The following is an 18421-nucleotide window of genomic DNA, read 5'->3' on the forward strand; positions in this document are numbered from 1 at the left end:
CCTATAAAGTTATCGGCTATGACACAGCCTGAGACAGCCGGAACGGCTGCGGGAGCCCGGTCGATGATCTCGATGACAGGGGTGAACAAGCACTACGGTGATCTGCATGTTCTGAAGGACATCGACCTCGAGATCCCCACCGGGCAGGTCGTCGTCATGCTCGGCCCGTCGGGGTCCGGCAAGTCGACGCTGTGCCGCACGATCAACCGGCTCGAGCCGATCGATCGGGGCACCATCACGATCGACGGCACCGCCGTCCCCGCCGAGGGTCGTGCTCTCGCCCGCCTGCGGTCCGAGGTCGGCATGGTGTTCCAGAGCTTCAACCTGTTCGCGCACAAGACGGTGCTCGAGAACGTGATGCTGGCACCCATGAAGGTGCGCGGCCTCGACAAGGCCACCGCGAAGAAGAACGCCCTCGCCCTGCTCGAGCGGGTCGGGATCCAGGCGCAGGCCGACAAGTACCCGGCACAGATGTCCGGTGGCCAGCAGCAGCGTGTGGCGATCGCCCGATCGCTCGCGATGGAACCGAAGGTGATGCTGTTCGACGAGCCGACGTCGGCCCTCGACCCCGAGATGGTCAACGAGGTCCTCGACGTCATGGTGGGCCTCGCCAAGGAGGGCATGACGATGATCGTCGTGACCCACGAGATGGGGTTCGCCCGCAAGGCCGCGGACCGGATCATCTTCATGGCCGACGGCCGGATCCTCGAGGACGCCGACCCGGAGACCTTCTTCACCGCCCCGAAGTCCGATCGTGCCAAGGACTTCCTCGGCAAGATCCTCGGGCACTGAGCGAGGACCATGATGAAACGTATTCGATTCACCCCGGCCCGGCTGCTCGGGACTGTCGCGGCACTGGCCGTCGTCGCCCTGACCGCCACCGGTTGCGGCAGCAGCGAGCCACGGGACGTGCTCGCCGACGCCGCCGCCGGGCACCTGACGATCGGCACCAAGTTCGACCAGCCCGGCCTGGCGCTGCGCGAACCCGACAAGACGATGACCGGTTTCGACGTCGCGGTCGCGCGATACATCGCGAACTACCTGGGTGTGCCCGACAGCGGCATCACGTGGCGCGAGGCACCGTCGTCGCAGCGTGAGACGCTCATCAAGAACGGTGAGGTCGACTACGTGGTCGGCACCTACTCGATCACCGACAACCGCAAGAAGGTCGTCGACTTCGCCGGCCCCTACTACATTGCCGGCCAGTCGCTGCTGGTACGCGCCGACGACGACTCGATCACCGGTCCCGAATCGCTCGAGAACGGCAAACGGCTGTGCTCGGTGTCCGGTTCGACGCCCGCACAGAAGATCAAGAAGTCGTACCCGAACGTGCAGTTGCAGCAGTTCGACAGCTACTCGTCGTGCGTCGAGGCCCTGCACCGCGGCAAGGTCGACGCCCTCACCACCGACGACATCATCCTGGCCGGGTACGCGTCGCAGTACCCGGGCGAGTTCAAGCTCGCCGGCGAGCCGTTCACCGTCGAACCGTACGGCGTCGGCCTGCCCAAGGGCGACGCCGCGGCCCGCAGCAAGATCAACGACGCGATCGAGGACATGATCGCGACCGGCGCGTGGGAACGCGCCCTCGAGCAGGCCATGGGCGAATCCGGGTTCACACTGCCCGCACCGCCGACGGTCGACCGGTACTGAGGGGGGTGACATGGGACTGATCGACACTTACGGAGACCAACTCGTCAGCGCGTTCTGGACGACGATCCAGCTGACGTTCTGGTCGGCGCTCGGCGCCGTGATCTGGGGCACCCTGCTCGCAGCGATGCGGGTCTCCCCCGTACCGATCCTGCGCATCTTCTCGACGTGGTACGTCAACATCTTCCGCAACACCCCGCTGACGCTGATCATCGTGTTCTGTTCGGTGGGCCTCTACCAGAACCTGGGCGTGCACTTCGCGCCCGAGAGCTCACCGCACTTCATCGACCAGAACAACTTCCGGCTCGCGGTCCTCGGATTCGTCGTCTACACGTCCGGTTTCGTGTGTGACGCGCTGCGCTCGGGTATCAACACGGTGCCCCTCGGTCAGGCGGAGGCGGCCCGCTCCCTCGGCCTGACGTTCACGCAGTCCATCCGGATGATCGTGCTGCCGCAGGCGTTCCGCGCAGTCATCGCACCGCTCGGCAGCGTGCTGATCGCGTTGACGAAGAACACGACCATCGCGTCGGCGATCGGTGTGGCCGAGGCGTCGCTGCTGATGAAGACCATGATCGAGAACGAGGCGGACAAGCTGTTCCTGGTGTTCGGCATCTTCGCGCTCGGCTTCATGGTCCTGACCATGCCGATCGGATTCCTGTTCGGCTATCTCGGCAAGCGTTTGGCGGTGAAGCGATGACTCAGCAGTCGAGCGTTCTCTTCGACATCCCCGGGCCCCGCGCCCGCGTCCGCAACCGGTTGATCGCCGTCGGTTTCGGTGTCGTCCTCGTCGGTCTCGCGCTGTACGTGCTGAACGTGCTGGCCGACAACGGTCAGCTCGAGGCCGACAAGTGGTCACCGTTCCTCGACCACTTCACGTGGACGACGTACCTGCTGCCGGGCCTCAAGGGCACCCTGCTGGCAGCGGCCCTGTCGATCGTGTTCGCACTGATCCTCGGCGCGGTCCTCGGCATCGGCCGACTGTCGGACCACCGGTGGGTGCGCCTGGTCAGCGGCGCGATCGTCGAGTTCTTCCGCGCCATCCCGGTGCTGATCCTGATGATCTTCGCGTACCAGGCGTTCGCCCAGTACGGCGTGTTCCCGTCCGGACAGTTGGCGCTGGCTGCGGTCGTGGTGGGTCTGACCCTGTACAACGGCTCGGTGATCGCGGAGATCCTGCGGGCCGGCATCCTGTCGCTGCCCAAGGGGCAGACGGAGGCCGCGTCCGCGCTGGGTATGCGCAAGAGCCAGATGATGCGGCTGATCCTGCTGCCGCAGGCGATCACCACGATGCTGCCGGCCCTGGTGTCGCAGATGGTGGTGGCGCTCAAGGACTCGGCCCTCGGCTACCAGATCGGCTACATCGAACTGATCCGCAGCGGCCAGCAGTCGGCGTCGTACTACCGCAACTTCTTCGCGGCCCTCGTCGTCGTCGGCCTCATCATGGTGCTCATCAACTTCGCGCTCACCTCGTTCGCGACGTGGCTGGAGAAGCGCCTGCGGACCGGCGGTAAGAAGGGCGTCGCACGCACCGTCCTGTCCCTCGACGCGGACGTCCTCGACGGCGCTCCCGGCGTCGACGACTTCGGCGCCGACCAGGCGCAGTCACGGCCACGCAGCTGACGCGGTGACACGCCGACGGGCTCGTGACGGATTCGATTCCGTCACGAGCCCGTCGGCGTTTCCACCCGGTTCCGGGGTGCCCGCTCAGAGATTCCCGAGTTCGTCCTTGACGACCGCGAACGACATTCCCGCCGGATAGCCGCGGCGGGCGAGCATGCCGACGAGACGGCGCATCAACCGTTCCCGATCGTCGCGGTCGGCGATGTCGTCGGCGGTGGTGCGGAGCAGTTTCCGGCGCACCAGGTCGGCGGCGCGCTCGCGTTCGTCGTCGGCACTGATCGCCGACAGCGCCTCCTGCGAGGTGGCGTCGTCGACACCCTTGCGTCGCAGTTCGGTGGCCAGGGCCCGCCGGCCACGCCCGGAGTAGGTGTGCCGCGAATGCACCCACTGCTCGGCGAACGCGGCGTCGTCGACGAGACCGACCTCGGTGAGCCGGCCCAGGACGGCGTCGATCACCGCCTGCGGGTATCCCTTCGTCACGAGTTTCTGCTCGAGTTCGGCGCGGCTGCGGGCCCGGTCGGTGAGCAGTCGCAGGCACACGTCCTTCGCGCGGGCCGCCAGGGTTTCCGGGGAGCCCGTCAGCTCGAACGGCTGCCCGTCCTCCCCGAGCGGCCGGCCCGCACTGTCCCGGCGCCGGGGGGCGGCGCGGCGCCGGCCGGTGGTGACGTCGTCGCTGCCGTACCGGTCGTAGTGGCTGTTGTCGTCGTAGCTGGTGTCGTCGCTCATGGTTGGTCGACTGCGTCCGGCCCGGACCCGGGGTGGGGTCCGGGCCGGACGCGAGGGTCGTCGGACCTAGAAGTCAGCCTGCTCGGGGACCTCGTCGGTGAGGACCGCGCCGATACCGAGCTTCTCCTTGATCTTCTTCTCGATCTCGTCGCGGATGTCGACGTTCTCGAGGAGGAACTTGCGGGCGTTCTCCTTGCCCTGGCCGAGCTGGTCGCCCTCGTACGTGTACCAGGAACCGGACTTGCGGATGAACCCGTGCTCGACACCCATGTCGATCAGCGAGCCCTCCTTGCTGATGCCCTGGCCGTACAGGATGTCGAACTCGGCCTGCTTGAACGGCGGCGACACCTTGTTCTTGACGACCTTGACGCGGGTGCGGTTGCCGACCGCGTCGGAGCCGTCCTTGAGGGTCTCGATGCGGCGCACGTCGAGGCGCACCGACGAGTAGAACTTGAGTGCCTTACCGCCGGTGGTGGTCTCCGGCGAGCCGAACATCACACCGATCTTCTCGCGCAGCTGGTTGATGAAGATCGCGGTGGTGCCCGAGTTGTTGAGCGCACCGGTCATCTTGCGCAGCGCCTGGCTCATCAGCCGGGCCTGCAGACCGACGTGGCTGTCGCCCATCTCGCCCTCGATCTCGGCGCGCGGCACGAGCGCAGCCACCGAGTCGATGACGATGATGTCGAGTGCGCCGGACCGGATCAACATGTCCGCGATCTCGAGGGCCTGCTCACCGGTGTCCGGCTGCGACACCAGCAGGGCGTCGGTGTCGACACCGAGCTTGCGGGCGTACTCCGGGTCGAGGGCGTGCTCGGCGTCGATGAACGCCGCGACACCGCCGTTGGCCTGTGCGTTGGCGACCGCGTGCAGCGCGACCGTCGTCTTACCCGAGGATTCCGGGCCGTAGATTTCGACGACGCGGCCGCGGGGCAGGCCGCCGATACCGAGGGCGACGTCCAGCGCGATGGATCCGGTGGGGATCACGGCGATGGGCTGACGGGCCTCCTCCCCGAGACGCATCACCGATCCCTTGCCGAAGCTCTTGTCGATCTGAGCGAGGGCGAGTTCGAGTGCCTTGTCGCGATCGTGTGCCTGTGGTGCCATCGTGGTCCCCTTAGTTGAAGTCTCGGTCGAAGTCTCGTCCAGCGATCTGTGGTTCAGGGTAGAGCCCGGTACCGACAAGTTCGCCGACCCGGACGCCAGCCGGCACCCACCAGCATAATCGAACACATTTTCGAGTCAACGGTGCGAGCGTTCCCGTAACCGGGTCAGCACCTCGGCGAGCGTCGCGTCCTCGCCCGGCACGAGCACGACCCCCAACTCCTGCACTGCGTCGACCACGTCGGCGACCGACAGCGTCACGTGTTCGGTCCCACGGCCGCGGGCGCGGACCGTCCGGGCACCCTCGGTGACGGTCACGTGCGCATCCGGCAGGTGCCGCATCACCCTCAGGTGCTGTGTGAACGGCGAATACGGATCCCGGGACGTGACGACATGCCCGGTCCGCACGTCCGCCGGGTGCACGGGCGCCTCGTCGACGTAGTGTTCGACCTTCCCTCCACGGGTCAGCGCCCACACCGTCGTCCCGTCGTCCACGCTCTTCTGCAGGACGAACTCGCGGTCTCCGTCGACCTGGACGGCGCCGTGCTCGAGCGCGATGGGCCGGGTGATGCTGAACCCGAAACCCGGATCGCACAGCCACCGCCGTCCGTCGATTTCCACTGTGACGGTCATGCGGGTACGGGTGTTGGTGAGTTCGTGGACGCGACCGAGATTGCGCCGGATCGTGAAGCCGAAGTGTTCGAGGGCCGCGGCGAAGAGTTGGCTGTGTTCGAAGCAGTACCCGCCGCGACGCCGTCGGACGAGCTGGTCCTGGACGGCGTCCGGCGCCACCCCGGGATGCGCGCCGAGCAGAACGTCGACGTTCGCGAACGGGAAGGTGTGCACGTGCGCAGAATGCAGGACCCCGAGCAGGTCGAGGGTGGGTTCGCCGGGTACGACGCCGACCGCATCGAGGTAGTCGGGGACGTCGAACAGGTCGGTCCGCCAGGATGCACCCACCAACGGTTCGTCGAGCATCGGCACGCTCCTAGCGCCGCTGGGCGGGGACGTCGAACTCGTCGCACAGGGCGCGCCACACGACACGCGGGTCGATACCGGCCTCGATCGCGCCCGCCGCGGTCCGGCCGTCGAGACTGCCGACGACGTGGTCGACGAGGAGGGAGTCGCCGCGGAGGCGTCCGAACTCGTCGTGGACGAGCTCGCGGAATTCGGTCAATCGCACACTGTCACGGTAGCGGAGGCCGGCGGTCAGGCCACGGCGGCGCGGCAGACCGCGACCGGGTCGGCGACGTCGGCGACACCGGCGGCCGCGCGCCGTGCCGCGGCCGCGAACGACGGATCGTCCAGGACTCGTCGCACACCGTCACGGAGGGCGCCGACGGTCAGCGGCCGCAGCAGCAGGCCGCTGCCCTGTCGGGCCACCCGGTTGGCAACTTCCCACTGGTCACCGCCGCCGGGCACGGTCACCAGCGGCACCCCGGTGAGCAGGCCCTTGGCGAGGACGCCGTGCCCGGCACCGCAGATCAGTGCGGACGCGTCGGCCAGCATCGCGTCCTGGCGGCCGAAGCCGGCGCGCACCCAGTCGGGCAGGTCCATGTCGGGGGCCTCGAACACGGTCACGAGCAGTCGGACACCGAGCCCGTCGAGGGCGTCGATCGCGGTGGCGAGCATGCCCCCGGCACCGGTGGACGCGGTGGACGGCGCGAGCACGATCAGCGGACCGTCCCCGGGCGGCGGTTCCAGAACGTCGTCGGCGGGTTCCCACACGAGCGGGCCGACGACGTGCGCGTTCGACGGCCAGTCCGGGCGCGGCACCTCGAGCGCCGGCAGGGTCGCGACCATCCGCGCGGCCGGACCTGGATCGTCGAACGGCAACCCGACACTCACGCGCGCCTCGCCGCGCTGCACGGTCCCTTTCCTGAGCGCCGGGGCGGTCATCGCCCGCAGCACCGCATCCCGGACCCGGCCGCGCAACCCGGTTCCGGCGGCGAGCCCGGACCCGATGGGCGGCAAGCCTTTCGACGGCAGATACAGCGGGTGCGGGGACAACTCCACCCACGGGATCCCGAGCCGTTCCGCCGCCATGCCCCCGCCGACGGTGATGACATCCGAGACCACCAGATCCGGGGCGGCGTCACGCAGGTCGGGCAGCAGGGCCGTCGACACGTGCGCGGCCCGGGCGTGCAGTTTCGCACCGGAATCGGCGTCGTCGTCGAACTCACGGGGAGCGAGTCCCCCGAGTTTACGGGCGGCAATGCCCTGCTCCCGGGCCACATCGAGCCAGCGTCCGGCCGAGAAGAACACCGGAACATCGCCCGCCGCAACAAGTTTCCGGCACAACGCCAGAGCAGGAACGGCATGCCCGGCCTCCGGCCCGGCGACGACAGCTACACGCATGCGCCCAGCGTGCCACACGTCACAGCGCCGCCCGCGCGCGAGCGACCCCCGGAAGACGATCGTCCCCACATCCGACCCGGCGCGGGCGGTTACTGCGAATCCTTACTCGACGTTCCGTGCAGCAACCGCCCGCAGCGGGGCGGAGCGCTTCCAGAGGCCCGCCAGCACAAGCCCGTTCGCCACGACCATCACGACGTAGGGGCCGACGTACACCACCGTCTCCAGCGGGGTGAGCGTCACCGTCCAACTGTTCGGGTCGAGACGTTCGGACGGCGCGATCGACTCGACGAGCGCGCCGACGACGAATGCGGCTGCCACGATCGTCGTGACCGCACTCCCGAAGGAGAGCAGCCCGCGGCCGCGTCGGAACTTCCGGGGCACCACACGGGCGCCGACCAGTGTGATCACCATCGGCGGGACGAACAGCACCAACCCGACGACGCCGTTCAGGATCCACATCGCCAGTACCGGGGCGATCCACCAGTTGCGGCCGCCCTCGACGATCGTGGCGAGCAGCGTCACGACGAGCAACACCACCGGCAGTACCGCCACCCATACTGCCCGGGCCACGTTCGGCCTCCGGATCACGGCGCCTGCCACCGAGTCGACCGTCATACGACACACCGTAGCCGGGGCACCCCACTCACCCTGCTGCGGCGACGCCTACCGCGCCCTGTCAGCGAGTCGCCGCTGGACATGATCCTGTCCACCGCGGTCAGCAGCCGACTGCCCCGGTTCCTGCTGGCCGGCCCCCGCTACGCCCCTTCGCCCGACGCGGGAGATTACTGCGAACTCTTCTCGACGTTCCGCACAGCAACCGCCCGCAGCGGAGGTCAGCCGCCCAGGGCCCGCTCCGCTGCCGCGACGGCCCGGTCCCGGTCGTCGGCGACGAGGCCGATGCGGGTGCGGCGGTCGAGGAGGTCGTCGACGTCGAGGGCGCCTTCGTGGCTGACGGCGAACGCGAGTTCGGCGTGGGTGACGTCGATGCCGTCGGCGATGGGCGTCGGATCTCCTGCTGCGGCAACGAGACTCGCTTCGCTGCCGTACCGCGCGACCAGGGACGCCGGCAGATTCCGTGACGGCACCGCCTCCGCACCGACCGCGGGCAGACGCGTCGTCACACACGGTCCGGCGGACAGGCCGGACGCAGCGACGGCACTGTCCACGGCGTCCTGCGCCATCTTCCGGTAGGTGGTGAGCTTGCCGCCGACGACACTGATCACCCCGGTCGACGAGTGCAGCACCGCATGGTTGCGGGACAGGTCGGCGGTCGCGCCGTCCCCCGAATCGAGCAGTGGACGCAGTCCGGCGAACGCGCCGAGCACGTCGGTGCGGGCGATCGGGGTGGCCAGGGCGGTGTTGACGGTGTCCAGGAGGAACCCGATCTCGTGTTCGGACGGGGTCGGCACGTCCGGGACCGGCCCGTCGACGGCCTCGTCGGTGAGCCCCAGGTAGACGCGTCCGAGCTGCGCGGGCAGCGCGAACACGAACCGGTTCGTCTCCCCCGGGATCGGCACGGTCAGCGCGGCCGTCGGATTGCCGAGCAGTGCCGCCGGCAGCACCAGGTGCGTGCCGCGGCTGGGCTTGAGCCGGATGTCCGGGTCGACCCGGCCGGCCCACACCCCGGCCGCGTTGACGACGGCGCGCGGCCGGACCGTCAGCTCCTCGCCGGTCAGTTCGTCCCGCAGCCGGGCCGTGTCGCCGGTGACGTCGTAGGCGCCGACGCGGGTGAGGATCGATGCGCCGTGCGCCGCGGCCGTGCGGGCCAGGGCCACCACGAGACGGGCGTCGTCGACGAGTTGCCCGTCGTATGCGAGGAGCCCGCCGCGCAGGCCGTCGCGGCGCACGGTCGGCGCGAGCCGCACCGCCTGCCCGGCGTCGATCCGCCGGGACCGCGGCAGCACCGACGACGGGGTCCGCGCCGTCGCCCGTAGCGCGTCACCGGCCAGGAAACCGACCCGGACCAGCGTCTTCTCGAAGAGACTCACCGACGGCAGCAGCGGCACCAGCTGCGGCAGCGCCCGCACCAGATGCGGGGCGGTGCGGGTCATGAGGATGCCGCGTTCGACGGCGCTCTCCCGCGCGATCCCGACGTTCCCGGACGCCAGGTAGCGCAGCCCGCCGTGCGCGAGTTTGGAACTCCACCGGCTGGTGCCGAACGCCAGATCACGGCTGTCGACCAGGACGGTCCGCAGGCCGCGGGACGCCGCGTCGAGCGCGGTGCCGACCCCGGTGATGCCGCCGCCGATCACGAGGACGTCGACGTCGTTCCGGTCCCCGAGGTCCGACAGTTCACGCCGTCGCCGGTCGGCGTTCAGCGCGGAGCGCGAATGATCCTGCACGATGTCCTCCTGGATCGATCCGATGCGGCTTCAGCGGGGCGCGAGATACGCGTCGACGGCGACGGTGAGTTCGGCGGCGAGCGGACCCGCGGGCAGCACGTCCGCGATCATGCTGGCGGACTGGACGGCGGACTGCGCGATGAGCAGCACCATCGCCGCCAGGTGTACCGGATCGCCCGCCCGGATCGACCCGTCGTCCTGCCCGGCGGCGACGGTCCGCGACAGCAACCCGACGATCGCCCGCTGGCTGGTGCCGATCCGTTCCACGATGTACGTCATGAGCACGTCCGGGTCCGAGCGCAGGATCTTCGCGAACAGTGGATGCGTCCGCATACCGACGGCCACCTCGACCACGCCGCGCACCAGACGCGTCCGCGCCGGATCGTCCCCGGTCATGAGTGGGACGACCACGGCGATCTCCCGGGTGAGCAGATCCGCGACGACCGCCCGGGTGTCCGGCCAGCGCCGGTAGACGGTGGGCCGGCTGACCCCGGCACGGCGGGCGATCTCGGCGAGCGTGGTGCGGCGCAACCCGAAGTCGAGGACGCACGAGCGGGCGGCGTCGAGGATCTGATCGTCGACGGTCGGCCCGGGAATCGTCTCGGGACACGCCGACGATTCGACCGATTCGGAAACTTCGTTACAACTAGACATTTCATGTAACACTGTAATGCATGTCGGATGCCTTCGTCCCCGAGTTCCCCACCACCGCGGCCCCCACGATGGAGTGGGACGCCTGGGGTGTCGCCGAGTCCCGCCGCACCCTGTCCGAGCAGGTCACCACCCTGTTGCAGCAGGCGCTCGGGGTGTCCGCGGAGCAGTCGCCGCAGCCCGCCGAGGCCGACACGGTCCTGCGTCCGAGCGCGCTCGCACCGGCCCTCGCCGACACGCTCGCCGGCCTGCTCGGCACCGACCACGTCCGCACCGACGACGCCACCCGGCTGCGGCACGCCGGCGGCAAGAGCACCCCGGACCTGCTGCGCCGCAAAGCCGCCGACGCGCAGGACGCCCCCGACGCGGTCCTGCTGCCCGGCACCCACGACGAGGTCCTCGCACTGCTGCGGTTCTGCGCCGCCGAACAGCTCGCGGTGGTCCCCTTCGGCGGCGGCACGTCCGTCGTCGGCGGTGTCGACCCGGACCGTGGCCGCTTCGGGGCCGTCGTCGTCCTCGACCTGCGCCGGTTGAACGCGCTGGTCGACCTCGACACGGTGTCCGGTGTCGCGACACTGCAGGCCGGTACGACGGGGCCGCAGGCCGAGCAACTCCTCGGCGCGCACGGATTCTCCCTCGGACACTTCCCGCAGAGCTTCCAGTTCGCGACCATCGGCGGTTTCGCGGCGACCCGCTCGTCGGGGCAGGCGTCCGCCGGGTACGGCCGTTTCGACGACATGGTCGAGTCGCTGCGGATCGCGACCCCGTCGGGCACCCTCGACCTCGGTCGCGGACCGGCATCCGCGGCGGGCCCGGACCTGCGGGAGTTGTTCGTCGGCTCCGAAGGCACGCTCGGCATCGTCACCGAGGTGACGGTGCGGGTGCATCCGGTTCCCGCCCGCACCGGCTACCGGGCGTGGTCGTTCCCCGACTTCGCGACCGGCGCCGACGCCCTGCGGGCCGTCGCCCAGTCCGGGTCGGCGCCGACGGTGATGCGCCTGTCCGACGAGGCCGAGACCGGCATCAACCTGGCCCTCGCCGGCGACATCGGCGGCGACAGTCCCACGTCCGGCTGCCTGGCGATCACCACCGTCGAGGGCACCGACGCGCACGTCGAGTCCCGGTCCGCGGAGGTGAACGCGATCCTCGCCGCCGCCGGCGGCACCTCGCTCGGGGAGGGGCCCGCGCAGAAGTGGGAGCACGGCCGCTTCGATGCCCCCTACCTGCGCGACGCCCTGCTCGATGCGGGCGCGATCGCCGAAACCCTCGAAACCGCCACCCGCTGGTCGAATCTCGCGCACCTACGCACCGCCGTCACCGCCGCGTTGACGGAATCACTTGCCGCGCAGGGTACCCCGGCGCTGGTGATGTGCCACATCTCGCACACCTACCGGACCGGGGCGTCGCTGTACTTCACGGTCGTGTGCGCGCAGGCCGCCGACCCGCTCACCCAGTGGGCGACGGCGAAGAAGGCTGCGGGCGACGCGATCGTCGCCGCGGGCGGCACCATCACCCACCACCACGCCGTCGGCCGCGACCACCGGCCGTGGATGGGCGCCGAGATCGGCGACCTCGGCGCGAAGGTGCTCCGCGCGGTCAAGAACGAACTCGACCCCGCCGGGATCCTCAACCCCGGCAAGCTGATCCCTTGACTACTCCCCGCCCGGAAGGACGGGGATTCTCGGACTCACATCCGGGAGTTCCTGTTTCACCACGGATTGCCGATGGGCGAACCCATGCGGTCTGACATCCGCTCCGCAGGCGTTTCGTGTCTCCGCCAGCCCGGCGGCGACGAGGATGTTCTGTGCGGCGTTGTGGTCCCGGTCGTGCCGGGTGCCGCAGTTCGGGCACGTCCACTGTCGTGTCCCGAGGGGCAATACGGCGAGCCGATGCCCGCACGCACTGCACGTCTTGGAGCTGGGGTGCCAGCGGTCGATCACCACGAACCGGCGGCCGGCCCGCGCGGTCTTGTACTCGAGCATCGACCGGAACTCACCCCAGCCGGATTCGCTGATCGACTTCGCCAACGACCGGTTACGGACCATCCCGGACACGTTCAGGTCCTCAACAGCGATCGTGTCGAACCGCTGCACCAGCGCCGTGCTGGTCTTGTGCAGGAAGTCGCGGCGAGCATCCCGCACCCGGGAATGCTTGCGTGCGACCTTCCGGCGTTGCCTGTTCCGGTTGTTCGAGCCTTTCCGCATCCGCGCCAGGCGCCGCTGGTGCCGTCGCAGACCGCGTTCGTGGCGGGCCATGTGCTTCGGGTTGGCGATCTTCTCCCCGGTCGACAGCACTGCAAAGTCCTTGACGCCGAGATCCACACCGACCGACATGCCCGTCGCGGGAAGTGGTTCCGGGTCGGTGTGGTCGACGGCGAACGTCACGAACCAGCGGCCGTCCGGCTCGCAGGAGACGATCACCATCGTCGGGTCGAGCGTCGCGAGGTCGATGCCGGGCCAGGACCACGCGACCCGCAGCGGCGCGGTGGTCTTGGCGAGCCAGAATCCGCCAGCCTTGATGCGGAACGCGGAGCGCGTGTAATGCGCGGACTGACGAGAACGCCGACTCTTGAACCGCGGGTACCGGGCCGTGCCCGTGAAGAACGACCCGAACGCGGTGTGCTGATGCCGCAGGGCCTGCTGCAACGGCACCGACGACACCTCCGACAGAAACGCGAGGTCGTCGGTCTTCTTCCACTGCGACAGCGCCGCATCGGTCTCCTTGTAGGACGTCGACTTCTGCTCTGTCGTGTACCGGTGTCGCCGGTCCGCGAGGGTCTTGTTCCACACGACCCGCACACACCCGAACGTGCGGCGCAGCAGCGCCGCCTGTTCGGGGTCCGGGTAGGCCCGGACCTTGTATGCGGTCCTCACCCCACCATCACAACAGAAGGGTCCGACATGTTCGACGCCATTCCTCCCCGCCGTGAACGACGGGGCATCCTGGCGAGGGTTCGGTGACCCGCTCCTCGGTCACGGTCCTGACCAATCCCGCCGCCGGCAGCGGGCACGCCCCCGCGGCCGCCGCCGCGGCGGTGGCCCGGCTGCGGGAACGGGGTGTCACGGTCACCGAGATCGCAGGCACCGACGCCGACGACGCCCTCGCCCTGGCCCGCCGGGCCGTCGCCGACGGCACCGACGTCCTCGTCGCCGCCGGAGGGGACGGCCTGGTCAACATCGCGTGGCAGGCGCTGGCCCAGACCGGGACACCCCTCGGGATCGTGCCCGGCGGCACCGGCAACGACCACGCCCGGCTGTTCCACATTCCCGTCGACGACCCGGTCGCCGCCGCCGACATCGTCGCCGCCGGCGAGATCGCGACCGTCGACCTCGCCCGCGCCGGGGACCACTGGTTCGGCACCGTCCTGTCGAGCGGCTTCGACGCCCTCGTCACCGACCGCGCCAACCGGATGCGGTGGCCGCACGGCCCGATGCGCTACAACCTCGCGATGATCGTCGAACTCGCGCAGCTGACCCCGATCCCCTACCGACTCGTCCTCGACGACCGGACCGTCGACCTCGACGCGACGATGGTGTCCGTCGGCAACGGCACCTCGTACGGCGGCGGCATGCTCATCACCCCGAACGCGAAACTCGACGACGGCCTCCTCGATGTCACCGTCGTCGCCGCCGGCAACCGGCTGAAACTGGTGCGCCTGTTCCCCACCGTCTACAAGGGCACCCACATCCGGCTCGACGAAGTGCAGACGTTCCGCACCCGCACCCTGCGGTTGGAGACCGGTGTACCGGTGACGTCGTACGCGGACGGCGAGTTCGTCGGACAACTCCCGATCGACATCGAGGCCGTGCCCGGTGCCGGACGCGTCGCCGTCGGGGCACCACTCACCTGACGCGGCTCGGCCGGCCGCATCACGAGGCGGCTCAGCCACTGCATCACGAGGCTGCTCAGCCGCCGAACACGAAGAGTTCGAAGCCGACAGCCCGTTCGGCGTCGAATCCGGGTTTCGGTCCGGTCGCCATCTCGATCTGCCGGGCCGCCTGGTCCACGACCGGGTCGGTGCCGAGCGCCGCGAGGTAGGCGTGGTGCTCGCACAGGGACTGCACCGCGCGTTCGACGGTCGCGGTGACGTCGACGGCGTGCGTGACACCGAGCATCGCGTTGACCGCCGCCCAGCGCACGCCCGTCCACGGCGACTCGACCAGTTCCGGGAAGATCCACTCGTTCGCGGCGTCCGAGACGGCGTCGAGGACCGCCGACCCGACCGCCCGATGGTCGGCACTGTTGAGGAACCCCGGCCCCCACGTCTCCCGATGGTTCATCGTCACCACCATCTCCGGACGGTGCTGCCGGATCACCCGGGCCAGATCCATCCGCAACTGCGTCCCGTACTCGATGCGGCCGTCCGGGTAGCCGAGGAACTCGACCTGCGTCACGCCGACGACGGCGGCCGACCGGCGTTCCTCCTCCTCGCGCAGCGGCCCGCACTCGCGGGGATGCAGGCCGGCGATCCCGGCCTCACCGCTGGTCACCAGCACGTACCGGACGTCCTTGCCCTGATCGGTCCACCGCGCCACGGCGGCCGCGGCCCCGTATTCGATGTCGTCGGGATGCGCGACGATCACCAGTGCGTGCTGCCAGTCCTCGGGAATCGGCTCCATGTCCGTCAGCATGCCCGGGTCGGGCGCCGGGCGCAGCCCTTACCGGAAACGGGTCAGAACCGGGTGCGGTCGGTGCCGTCGGCCCGATCCTTGCCCTTGAACAGGACGTACAGGCCGAAGACGACCGCGCTGATCGCCAGGATCCAGAACAGCCCCTTCACGAGGACCCCGAGCAGCGCGAACGCGATCCACACCAGCGCGACAATACCGATAATCTTCCAGAACACGACGATCCTCCTGATGTGCTTCTCGCTGCCGATCCTACCGACCGCGACCACTCGATCGTGGCATGCACAGACCCGGAAATCACCAGCTCAGCGGCAAGATCAGGGAAAGATGGGGGTTCACCCTGAGATCTCCGACACCGCTCCGGCAGGACTGCCCGCCGGCCGGCCCCGCAACCTGGCATAGGCTCGCGACGTTGGATCGGTCCCGTTCGTGAACACCCGAGGAGCAGTCGATAGCCGTGTCGCCGACATCCCAGACGGGCACTCCCCGCAACACCGCCCGCGATCTCGCACAGATCGCGGTCTTCGCCGCGCTCATCGTCGCACTGGGCCTGCCCGGCACCATCGCCCTCGGCGGTTCCGCCGTCCCCATCACGCTGCAGAGCCTCGGCGTCATGCTCGCCGGCGCGCTGCTCGGGCCGCGCAAGGGCACCCTGTCGGTCCTCACCGTCATCGTCCTCGGACTCGCACTGCCCGTCCTCGCGGGCGGACGCACCACCCTCGTCTCGCTGTCGAGTCCCACCGCCGGGTTCCTCATCGGCTGGCTGCCCGCGGTCGCCGTCGTCGGCTGGCTCAGCTACCGGATGCTGCCGAAGTACCACACGCTCGCCGGTGTCGCGATCAACGTGCTCGGCGGTGTCGTCGTGCTGTACGCGTTCGGGATCGCCGGCATGCTGGCACGCACCGACATGACCCTCCCGGCCGCGTTCGCCGCCAACATCACGTTCCTGCCCGGTGACATCGCCAAGGCCGTCGTCGCCGCGGTCGTCGCCGCCCAGGTGCACCGCGCGTACCCCGCGCTCGCGGCGTCCCGCCGGTCCCCGGCGCCCGTGGCCGCCGACGCCGCCTGACCGCCCCGACATGAGCGAGATCCGGTTCGACGCCGTCCACCACTCGTACGGCGAGCGCACCGTGCTCGCCGGGATCGACCTGGCCCTCACCGAACAGCGCATCGGGATCATCGGCGCGAACGGCAGCGGCAAATCCACCCTGTCCCGGATGATCAACGGCCTGGTCGCCCCCACGGCGGGCACCGTCACCGTCGACGGTCTCGACACCGCCCGCAAGGGCCGTCAGGTGCGTCGCACGGTCGGTTTCGTGTTCACCGACCCCGACCACCAGATCGTCATGCCGACCGTGTCCGAGGACATCGCGTTCTCGCTGCGCCGCAGCGGCCTGAGCAAGACCGAACGCGCCGAGAAGGTCACACAGGTCCTCGCCGACTTCGGGCTGTCCGGGCACGCCGACCACCCCACCCACCTGCTGTCCGGCGGGCAGAAGCAGTTGCTGGCCCTCGCCGCCGTCATGGTCACAGAACCGGACGTCATCGTCGCCGACGAACCCACCACGCTGCTCGACCTGCGCAACGCCCGCCTGATGCGCCGCACCCTCGCCGGGCTGCGGCAGCAACTCGTCGTCGTCACCCACCATCTGGATCTGCTCGACGACTTCGACCGGGTGATCGTGATCGACTCCGGCCTGGTCGCCGCCGACGGCCCACCCGCCGAGTCGATCGCGCACTACCGCGAGCTCGTCGAATGACCACGCTCGGCCTGTACACCCCCGGACCCTCCCTGCTGCACCGGCTGCCGCCGGGCCCGAAACTGGCCGCGATGATCGCGGCGATCGCGGCCGTGACGATCCTGGTCCGCCAGCCGTGGCAGCTGCTGCCCGTCGTCGCGGTGGCCGCCGGCCTGTACGCCGTCGCCCGCATCCCCGCACGCGTCGCACTGGCCCAACTGCGGCCGCTGCTGTGGATGCTGCTGTTCATCGGCGCCTTCCAGGTGATCTTCACCGGCTGGGCGCGGGCCGTCGTGGTGTGCGGCACGATCCTGCTCGCCGTCGCCCTCGCCGCCCTGGTCACCCTCACCACCCGGGTCTCGGACATGCTCGACACCATCAGCCGCACGCTGCGGCCGCTGCGCCGGGTGGGCGTGAACCCGGACCGGGCCGGCCTCGTCCTGGCGATGACACTGCGCTGCATTCCCCTGCTCACCGGGATCGTCACGCAGGTGTCCGACGCCCGCAAGGCCCGCGGACTGGGCTTCTCGCTGCGCGCGTTCGCGGTGCCCGTCGTGGTGTCGGCGCTGATGACCGCGGAAGCCATGGGCGACGCCCTCGCCGCCCGCGGCGTCGACGACTGAGCCGCCCGCGGCGTCGGTACGACGACGGAGCCGGCCGGTCGGGGACGTTCTCCCCGACCGGCCGGCTCTCGTGGTACTCGTCTGCTACTGCGCGGACGTCTCACCGTTCGGCGAGGCGACCGACGGCTTCGGTGCCGCCGCCGGGGTGCCGGTGGCCGTGCCACCGGACGGCAACGCGTCGCCCTTCATCGAGGCGCGGATCTGTTCGAGACGGCTGTGGCCGGCCATCTGGACGCTCGCCTGCTGGACCTCCATCATGCGACCCTGCACCGAGTTCTGGGCCAGCTCCGCGGCGCCGAGCGCATTGGCGTACCGCTGCTCGATCTTCTCGCGGACCGCGTCCAGGCTCGGGGTGTTACCCGGCGCCTGCAGCGTCTGGTCCATCGAACGCAGCGAGTCGGACACCCGCTCCTGCATCTTGGCCTGCTCGAGCTGGCTGAGGAGCTTGGTGCGCTCGGCGACCTTGGCCTGCAGGGTCATCGCGTTCTGCTCGACGGCCTTCTTCGCCTGTGCCGCCGCCTGCAGCGCCTGATCGTGCAGCACCTTGAGATCCTCGACCGACTGCTCGGCCGTCACCAGCTGGGCCGCGAACGCCTCGGCCGCGTTGGTGTACTGGATCGCCTTCTCGTTGTCCCCCGCGGTGGCGGCCTGGTCGGCGAGCGTGACGGCCTGCCGCGCGTTCGCGTTGAGCTTCTCCACCTCGTCGAGCTGACGGCTCAGCTTCATCTCGAGCTGACGCTGATTGCCGATGACCGACGCAGCCTGCTGAGACAGGGCCTGATGCTGACGCTGCGCGTCCTCGATCGCCTGCTGAATCTGAACCTTGGGGTCGGCCTTCTCATCGATCTTGGAATTGAAGAGCGCCATCAGGTACTTCCATCCCTTGACGAAAGGATTAGCCATGGGGTGATCCTGCCTCCATCTGCTGCGCCGCGCATCGCGCGACCCGATGCGCGACCGTCACGCATCGAACTCGGGTACTGGCC

The 18421-nt window shown here is 69.7% G+C and carries 21 protein-coding genes; 9 read left to right on the forward strand and 12 right to left on the reverse strand.

Annotated elements, in window-relative coordinates; translation table 11 throughout:
• The first annotated feature begins 63 nt into the window (after window positions 1-63).
• The 4 genes from E0497_RS10845 to E0497_RS10860 are packed head-to-tail and all read left to right on the forward strand — an operon-like array spanning window position 64 to window position 3267.
• Window positions 64-792, forward strand: coding sequence for an amino acid ABC transporter ATP-binding protein (locus tag E0497_RS10845; protein WP_161987408.1), 729 nt, complete (start codon window positions 64-66; stop codon window positions 790-792).
• A gap of 12 nt (window positions 793-804) precedes the next feature.
• Window positions 805-1650: a glutamate ABC transporter substrate-binding protein gene (locus E0497_RS10850; RefSeq protein WP_137724806.1), complete on the forward strand. Its 846-nt coding sequence runs from the start codon at window positions 805-807 to the stop codon at window positions 1648-1650.
• A gap of 10 nt (window positions 1651-1660) precedes the next feature.
• Entirely contained in the window at window positions 1661-2344 is a 684-nt protein-coding gene (locus tag E0497_RS10855) for an amino acid ABC transporter permease (protein ID WP_137724807.1), read from the forward strand.
• On the forward strand, window positions 2341-3267 hold the full coding sequence (locus E0497_RS10860; RefSeq protein WP_137724808.1) for an amino acid ABC transporter permease: 927 nt from the start codon (window positions 2341-2343) through the stop codon (window positions 3265-3267). The genes E0497_RS10855 and E0497_RS10860 overlap by 4 nt, the downstream gene beginning before the upstream one ends.
• An 84-nt stretch (window positions 3268-3351) precedes the next feature.
• Here E0497_RS10860 and recX read toward each other — a convergent pair whose 3' ends face one another.
• The 8 genes from recX to E0497_RS10900 form a co-directional block, all read right to left on the reverse strand.
• The gene (recX, locus tag E0497_RS10865) at window positions 3352-3993 is read right to left on the reverse strand and encodes a recombination regulator RecX (RefSeq protein WP_137724809.1); all 642 of its coding nucleotides are present in this window, start codon (window positions 3991-3993) and stop codon (window positions 3352-3354) included.
• 66 nt (window positions 3994-4059) lie between these two features.
• Entirely contained in the window at window positions 4060-5097 is a 1038-nt protein-coding gene (gene recA, locus E0497_RS10870) for a recombinase RecA (protein WP_137724810.1), read from the reverse strand.
• 135 nt (window positions 5098-5232) lie between these two features.
• Complete coding sequence (locus tag E0497_RS10875; RefSeq protein ID WP_137724811.1) at window positions 5233-6072, reverse strand: arylamine N-acetyltransferase family protein; 840 nt, start codon at window positions 6070-6072, stop codon at window positions 5233-5235.
• Between the two features lie 10 nt (window positions 6073-6082).
• Complete coding sequence (locus tag E0497_RS10880; RefSeq protein WP_137724812.1) at window positions 6083-6277, reverse strand: DUF3046 domain-containing protein; 195 nt, start codon at window positions 6275-6277, stop codon at window positions 6083-6085.
• A 26-nt stretch (window positions 6278-6303) separates the two neighbouring features.
• Window positions 6304-7452 (reverse strand): glycosyltransferase, encoded by a 1149-nt coding sequence (locus E0497_RS10885; RefSeq protein ID WP_137724813.1) that lies wholly within the window; start codon window positions 7450-7452, stop codon window positions 6304-6306.
• Between the two features lie 102 nt (window positions 7453-7554).
• Window positions 7555-8067, reverse strand: a complete 513-nt coding sequence (locus E0497_RS10890) for a hypothetical protein (protein WP_137724814.1) — start codon at window positions 8065-8067, stop codon at window positions 7555-7557.
• A gap of 218 nt (window positions 8068-8285) precedes the next feature.
• On the reverse strand, window positions 8286-9794 hold the full coding sequence (locus E0497_RS10895; protein WP_137724815.1) for a glycerol-3-phosphate dehydrogenase/oxidase: 1509 nt from the start codon (window positions 9792-9794) through the stop codon (window positions 8286-8288).
• A gap of 30 nt (window positions 9795-9824) precedes the next feature.
• Window positions 9825-10448 carry a TetR/AcrR family transcriptional regulator gene (locus E0497_RS10900; protein WP_137724816.1) on the reverse strand — a complete coding sequence of 208 codons (624 nt, stop codon included), beginning with the start codon at window positions 10446-10448 and terminating at the stop codon, window positions 9825-9827.
• 20 nt (window positions 10449-10468) lie between these two features.
• On the opposite strand from E0497_RS10900, the gene E0497_RS10905 reads away from it, so the two are divergent.
• Window positions 10469-12097: an FAD-binding oxidoreductase gene (locus tag E0497_RS10905; protein WP_137724817.1), complete on the forward strand. Its 1629-nt coding sequence runs from the start codon at window positions 10469-10471 to the stop codon at window positions 12095-12097.
• On the opposite strand, the gene E0497_RS10910 is transcribed toward E0497_RS10905, so the two are convergent.
• The gene (locus tag E0497_RS10910) at window positions 12098-13318 is read right to left on the reverse strand and encodes an RNA-guided endonuclease InsQ/TnpB family protein (RefSeq protein ID WP_137724818.1); all 1221 of its coding nucleotides are present in this window, start codon (window positions 13316-13318) and stop codon (window positions 12098-12100) included.
• 83 nt (window positions 13319-13401) lie between these two features.
• Here E0497_RS10910 and E0497_RS10915 point away from each other — a divergent pair, with 83 nt between their 5' ends.
• On the forward strand, window positions 13402-14295 hold the full coding sequence (locus E0497_RS10915) for a diacylglycerol kinase (protein WP_137724819.1): 894 nt from the start codon (window positions 13402-13404) through the stop codon (window positions 14293-14295).
• 55 nt (window positions 14296-14350) lie between these two features.
• Here the strand turns inward: E0497_RS10915 and E0497_RS10920 are convergent, their stop codons facing one another.
• Window positions 14351-15064 carry a PIG-L deacetylase family protein gene (locus tag E0497_RS10920; protein ID WP_137724820.1) on the reverse strand — a complete coding sequence of 238 codons (714 nt, stop codon included), beginning with the start codon at window positions 15062-15064 and terminating at the stop codon, window positions 14351-14353.
• A gap of 53 nt (window positions 15065-15117) precedes the next feature.
• Window positions 15118-15291 (reverse strand): hypothetical protein, encoded by a 174-nt coding sequence (locus E0497_RS20610; RefSeq protein WP_170312947.1) that lies wholly within the window; start codon window positions 15289-15291, stop codon window positions 15118-15120.
• A gap of 239 nt (window positions 15292-15530) precedes the next feature.
• Between E0497_RS20610 and E0497_RS10925 the strand changes: the two genes are divergently transcribed.
• From E0497_RS10925 to E0497_RS10935, 3 genes are read left to right on the forward strand one after another with little or no spacing between them, the layout of a single operon-like run.
• Window positions 15531-16142 (forward strand): biotin transporter BioY, encoded by a 612-nt coding sequence (locus E0497_RS10925; protein ID WP_137724821.1) that lies wholly within the window; start codon window positions 15531-15533, stop codon window positions 16140-16142.
• Between the two features lie 10 nt (window positions 16143-16152).
• Window positions 16153-16833, forward strand: a complete 681-nt coding sequence (locus E0497_RS10930; RefSeq protein ID WP_137724822.1) for an energy-coupling factor ABC transporter ATP-binding protein — start codon at window positions 16153-16155, stop codon at window positions 16831-16833.
• Complete coding sequence (locus tag E0497_RS10935; protein ID WP_137724823.1) at window positions 16830-17435, forward strand: energy-coupling factor transporter transmembrane component T family protein; 606 nt, start codon at window positions 16830-16832, stop codon at window positions 17433-17435. The genes E0497_RS10930 and E0497_RS10935 overlap by 4 nt, the downstream gene beginning before the upstream one ends.
• A gap of 84 nt (window positions 17436-17519) precedes the next feature.
• Here E0497_RS10935 and E0497_RS10940 read toward each other — a convergent pair whose 3' ends face one another.
• Entirely contained in the window at window positions 17520-18338 is an 819-nt protein-coding gene (locus tag E0497_RS10940; protein WP_137724824.1) for a PspA/IM30 family protein, read from the reverse strand.
• Window positions 18339-18421 lie beyond the last annotated feature (83 nt).

It is taken from the genome of Prescottella subtropica, assembly GCF_005434945.1.
Classification (GTDB): Bacteria; Actinomycetota; Actinomycetes; order Mycobacteriales; family Mycobacteriaceae; genus Prescottella; species Prescottella subtropica.

Coding starts and splice junctions, on each gene's coding strand:
- E0497_RS10855 (WP_137724807.1), top strand. CDS start 1,661: ATGGGACTGATCGACACTTACGGAGACCAACTCGTCAGCGCGTTCTGG.
- E0497_RS10940 (WP_137724824.1), bottom strand. CDS start 18,338: ATGGCTAATCCTTTCGTCAAGGGATGGAAGTACCTGATGGCGCTCTTC.
- E0497_RS10860 (WP_137724808.1), top strand. CDS start 2,341: ATGACTCAGCAGTCGAGCGTTCTCTTCGACATCCCCGGGCCCCGCGCC.
- E0497_RS10930 (WP_137724822.1), top strand. CDS start 16,153: ATGAGCGAGATCCGGTTCGACGCCGTCCACCACTCGTACGGCGAGCGC.
- E0497_RS10845 (WP_161987408.1), top strand. CDS start 64: ATGATCTCGATGACAGGGGTGAACAAGCACTACGGTGATCTGCATGTT.
- E0497_RS10885 (WP_137724813.1), bottom strand. CDS start 7,452: ATGCGTGTAGCTGTCGTCGCCGGGCCGGAGGCCGGGCATGCCGTTCCT.
- E0497_RS10905 (WP_137724817.1), top strand. CDS start 10,469: ATGTCGGATGCCTTCGTCCCCGAGTTCCCCACCACCGCGGCCCCCACG.
- recX (WP_137724809.1), bottom strand. CDS start 3,993: ATGAGCGACGACACCAGCTACGACGACAACAGCCACTACGACCGGTAC.
- E0497_RS10875 (WP_137724811.1), bottom strand. CDS start 6,072: ATGCTCGACGAACCGTTGGTGGGTGCATCCTGGCGGACCGACCTGTTC.
- recA (WP_137724810.1), bottom strand. CDS start 5,097: ATGGCACCACAGGCACACGATCGCGACAAGGCACTCGAACTCGCCCTC.
- E0497_RS10920 (WP_137724820.1), bottom strand. CDS start 15,064: ATGGAGCCGATTCCCGAGGACTGGCAGCACGCACTGGTGATCGTCGCG.
- E0497_RS10890 (WP_137724814.1), bottom strand. CDS start 8,067: ATGACGGTCGACTCGGTGGCAGGCGCCGTGATCCGGAGGCCGAACGTG.
- E0497_RS10935 (WP_137724823.1), top strand. CDS start 16,830: ATGACCACGCTCGGCCTGTACACCCCCGGACCCTCCCTGCTGCACCGG.
- E0497_RS10850 (WP_137724806.1), top strand. CDS start 805: ATGAAACGTATTCGATTCACCCCGGCCCGGCTGCTCGGGACTGTCGCG.
- E0497_RS10900 (WP_137724816.1), bottom strand. CDS start 10,448: ATGTCTAGTTGTAACGAAGTTTCCGAATCGGTCGAATCGTCGGCGTGT.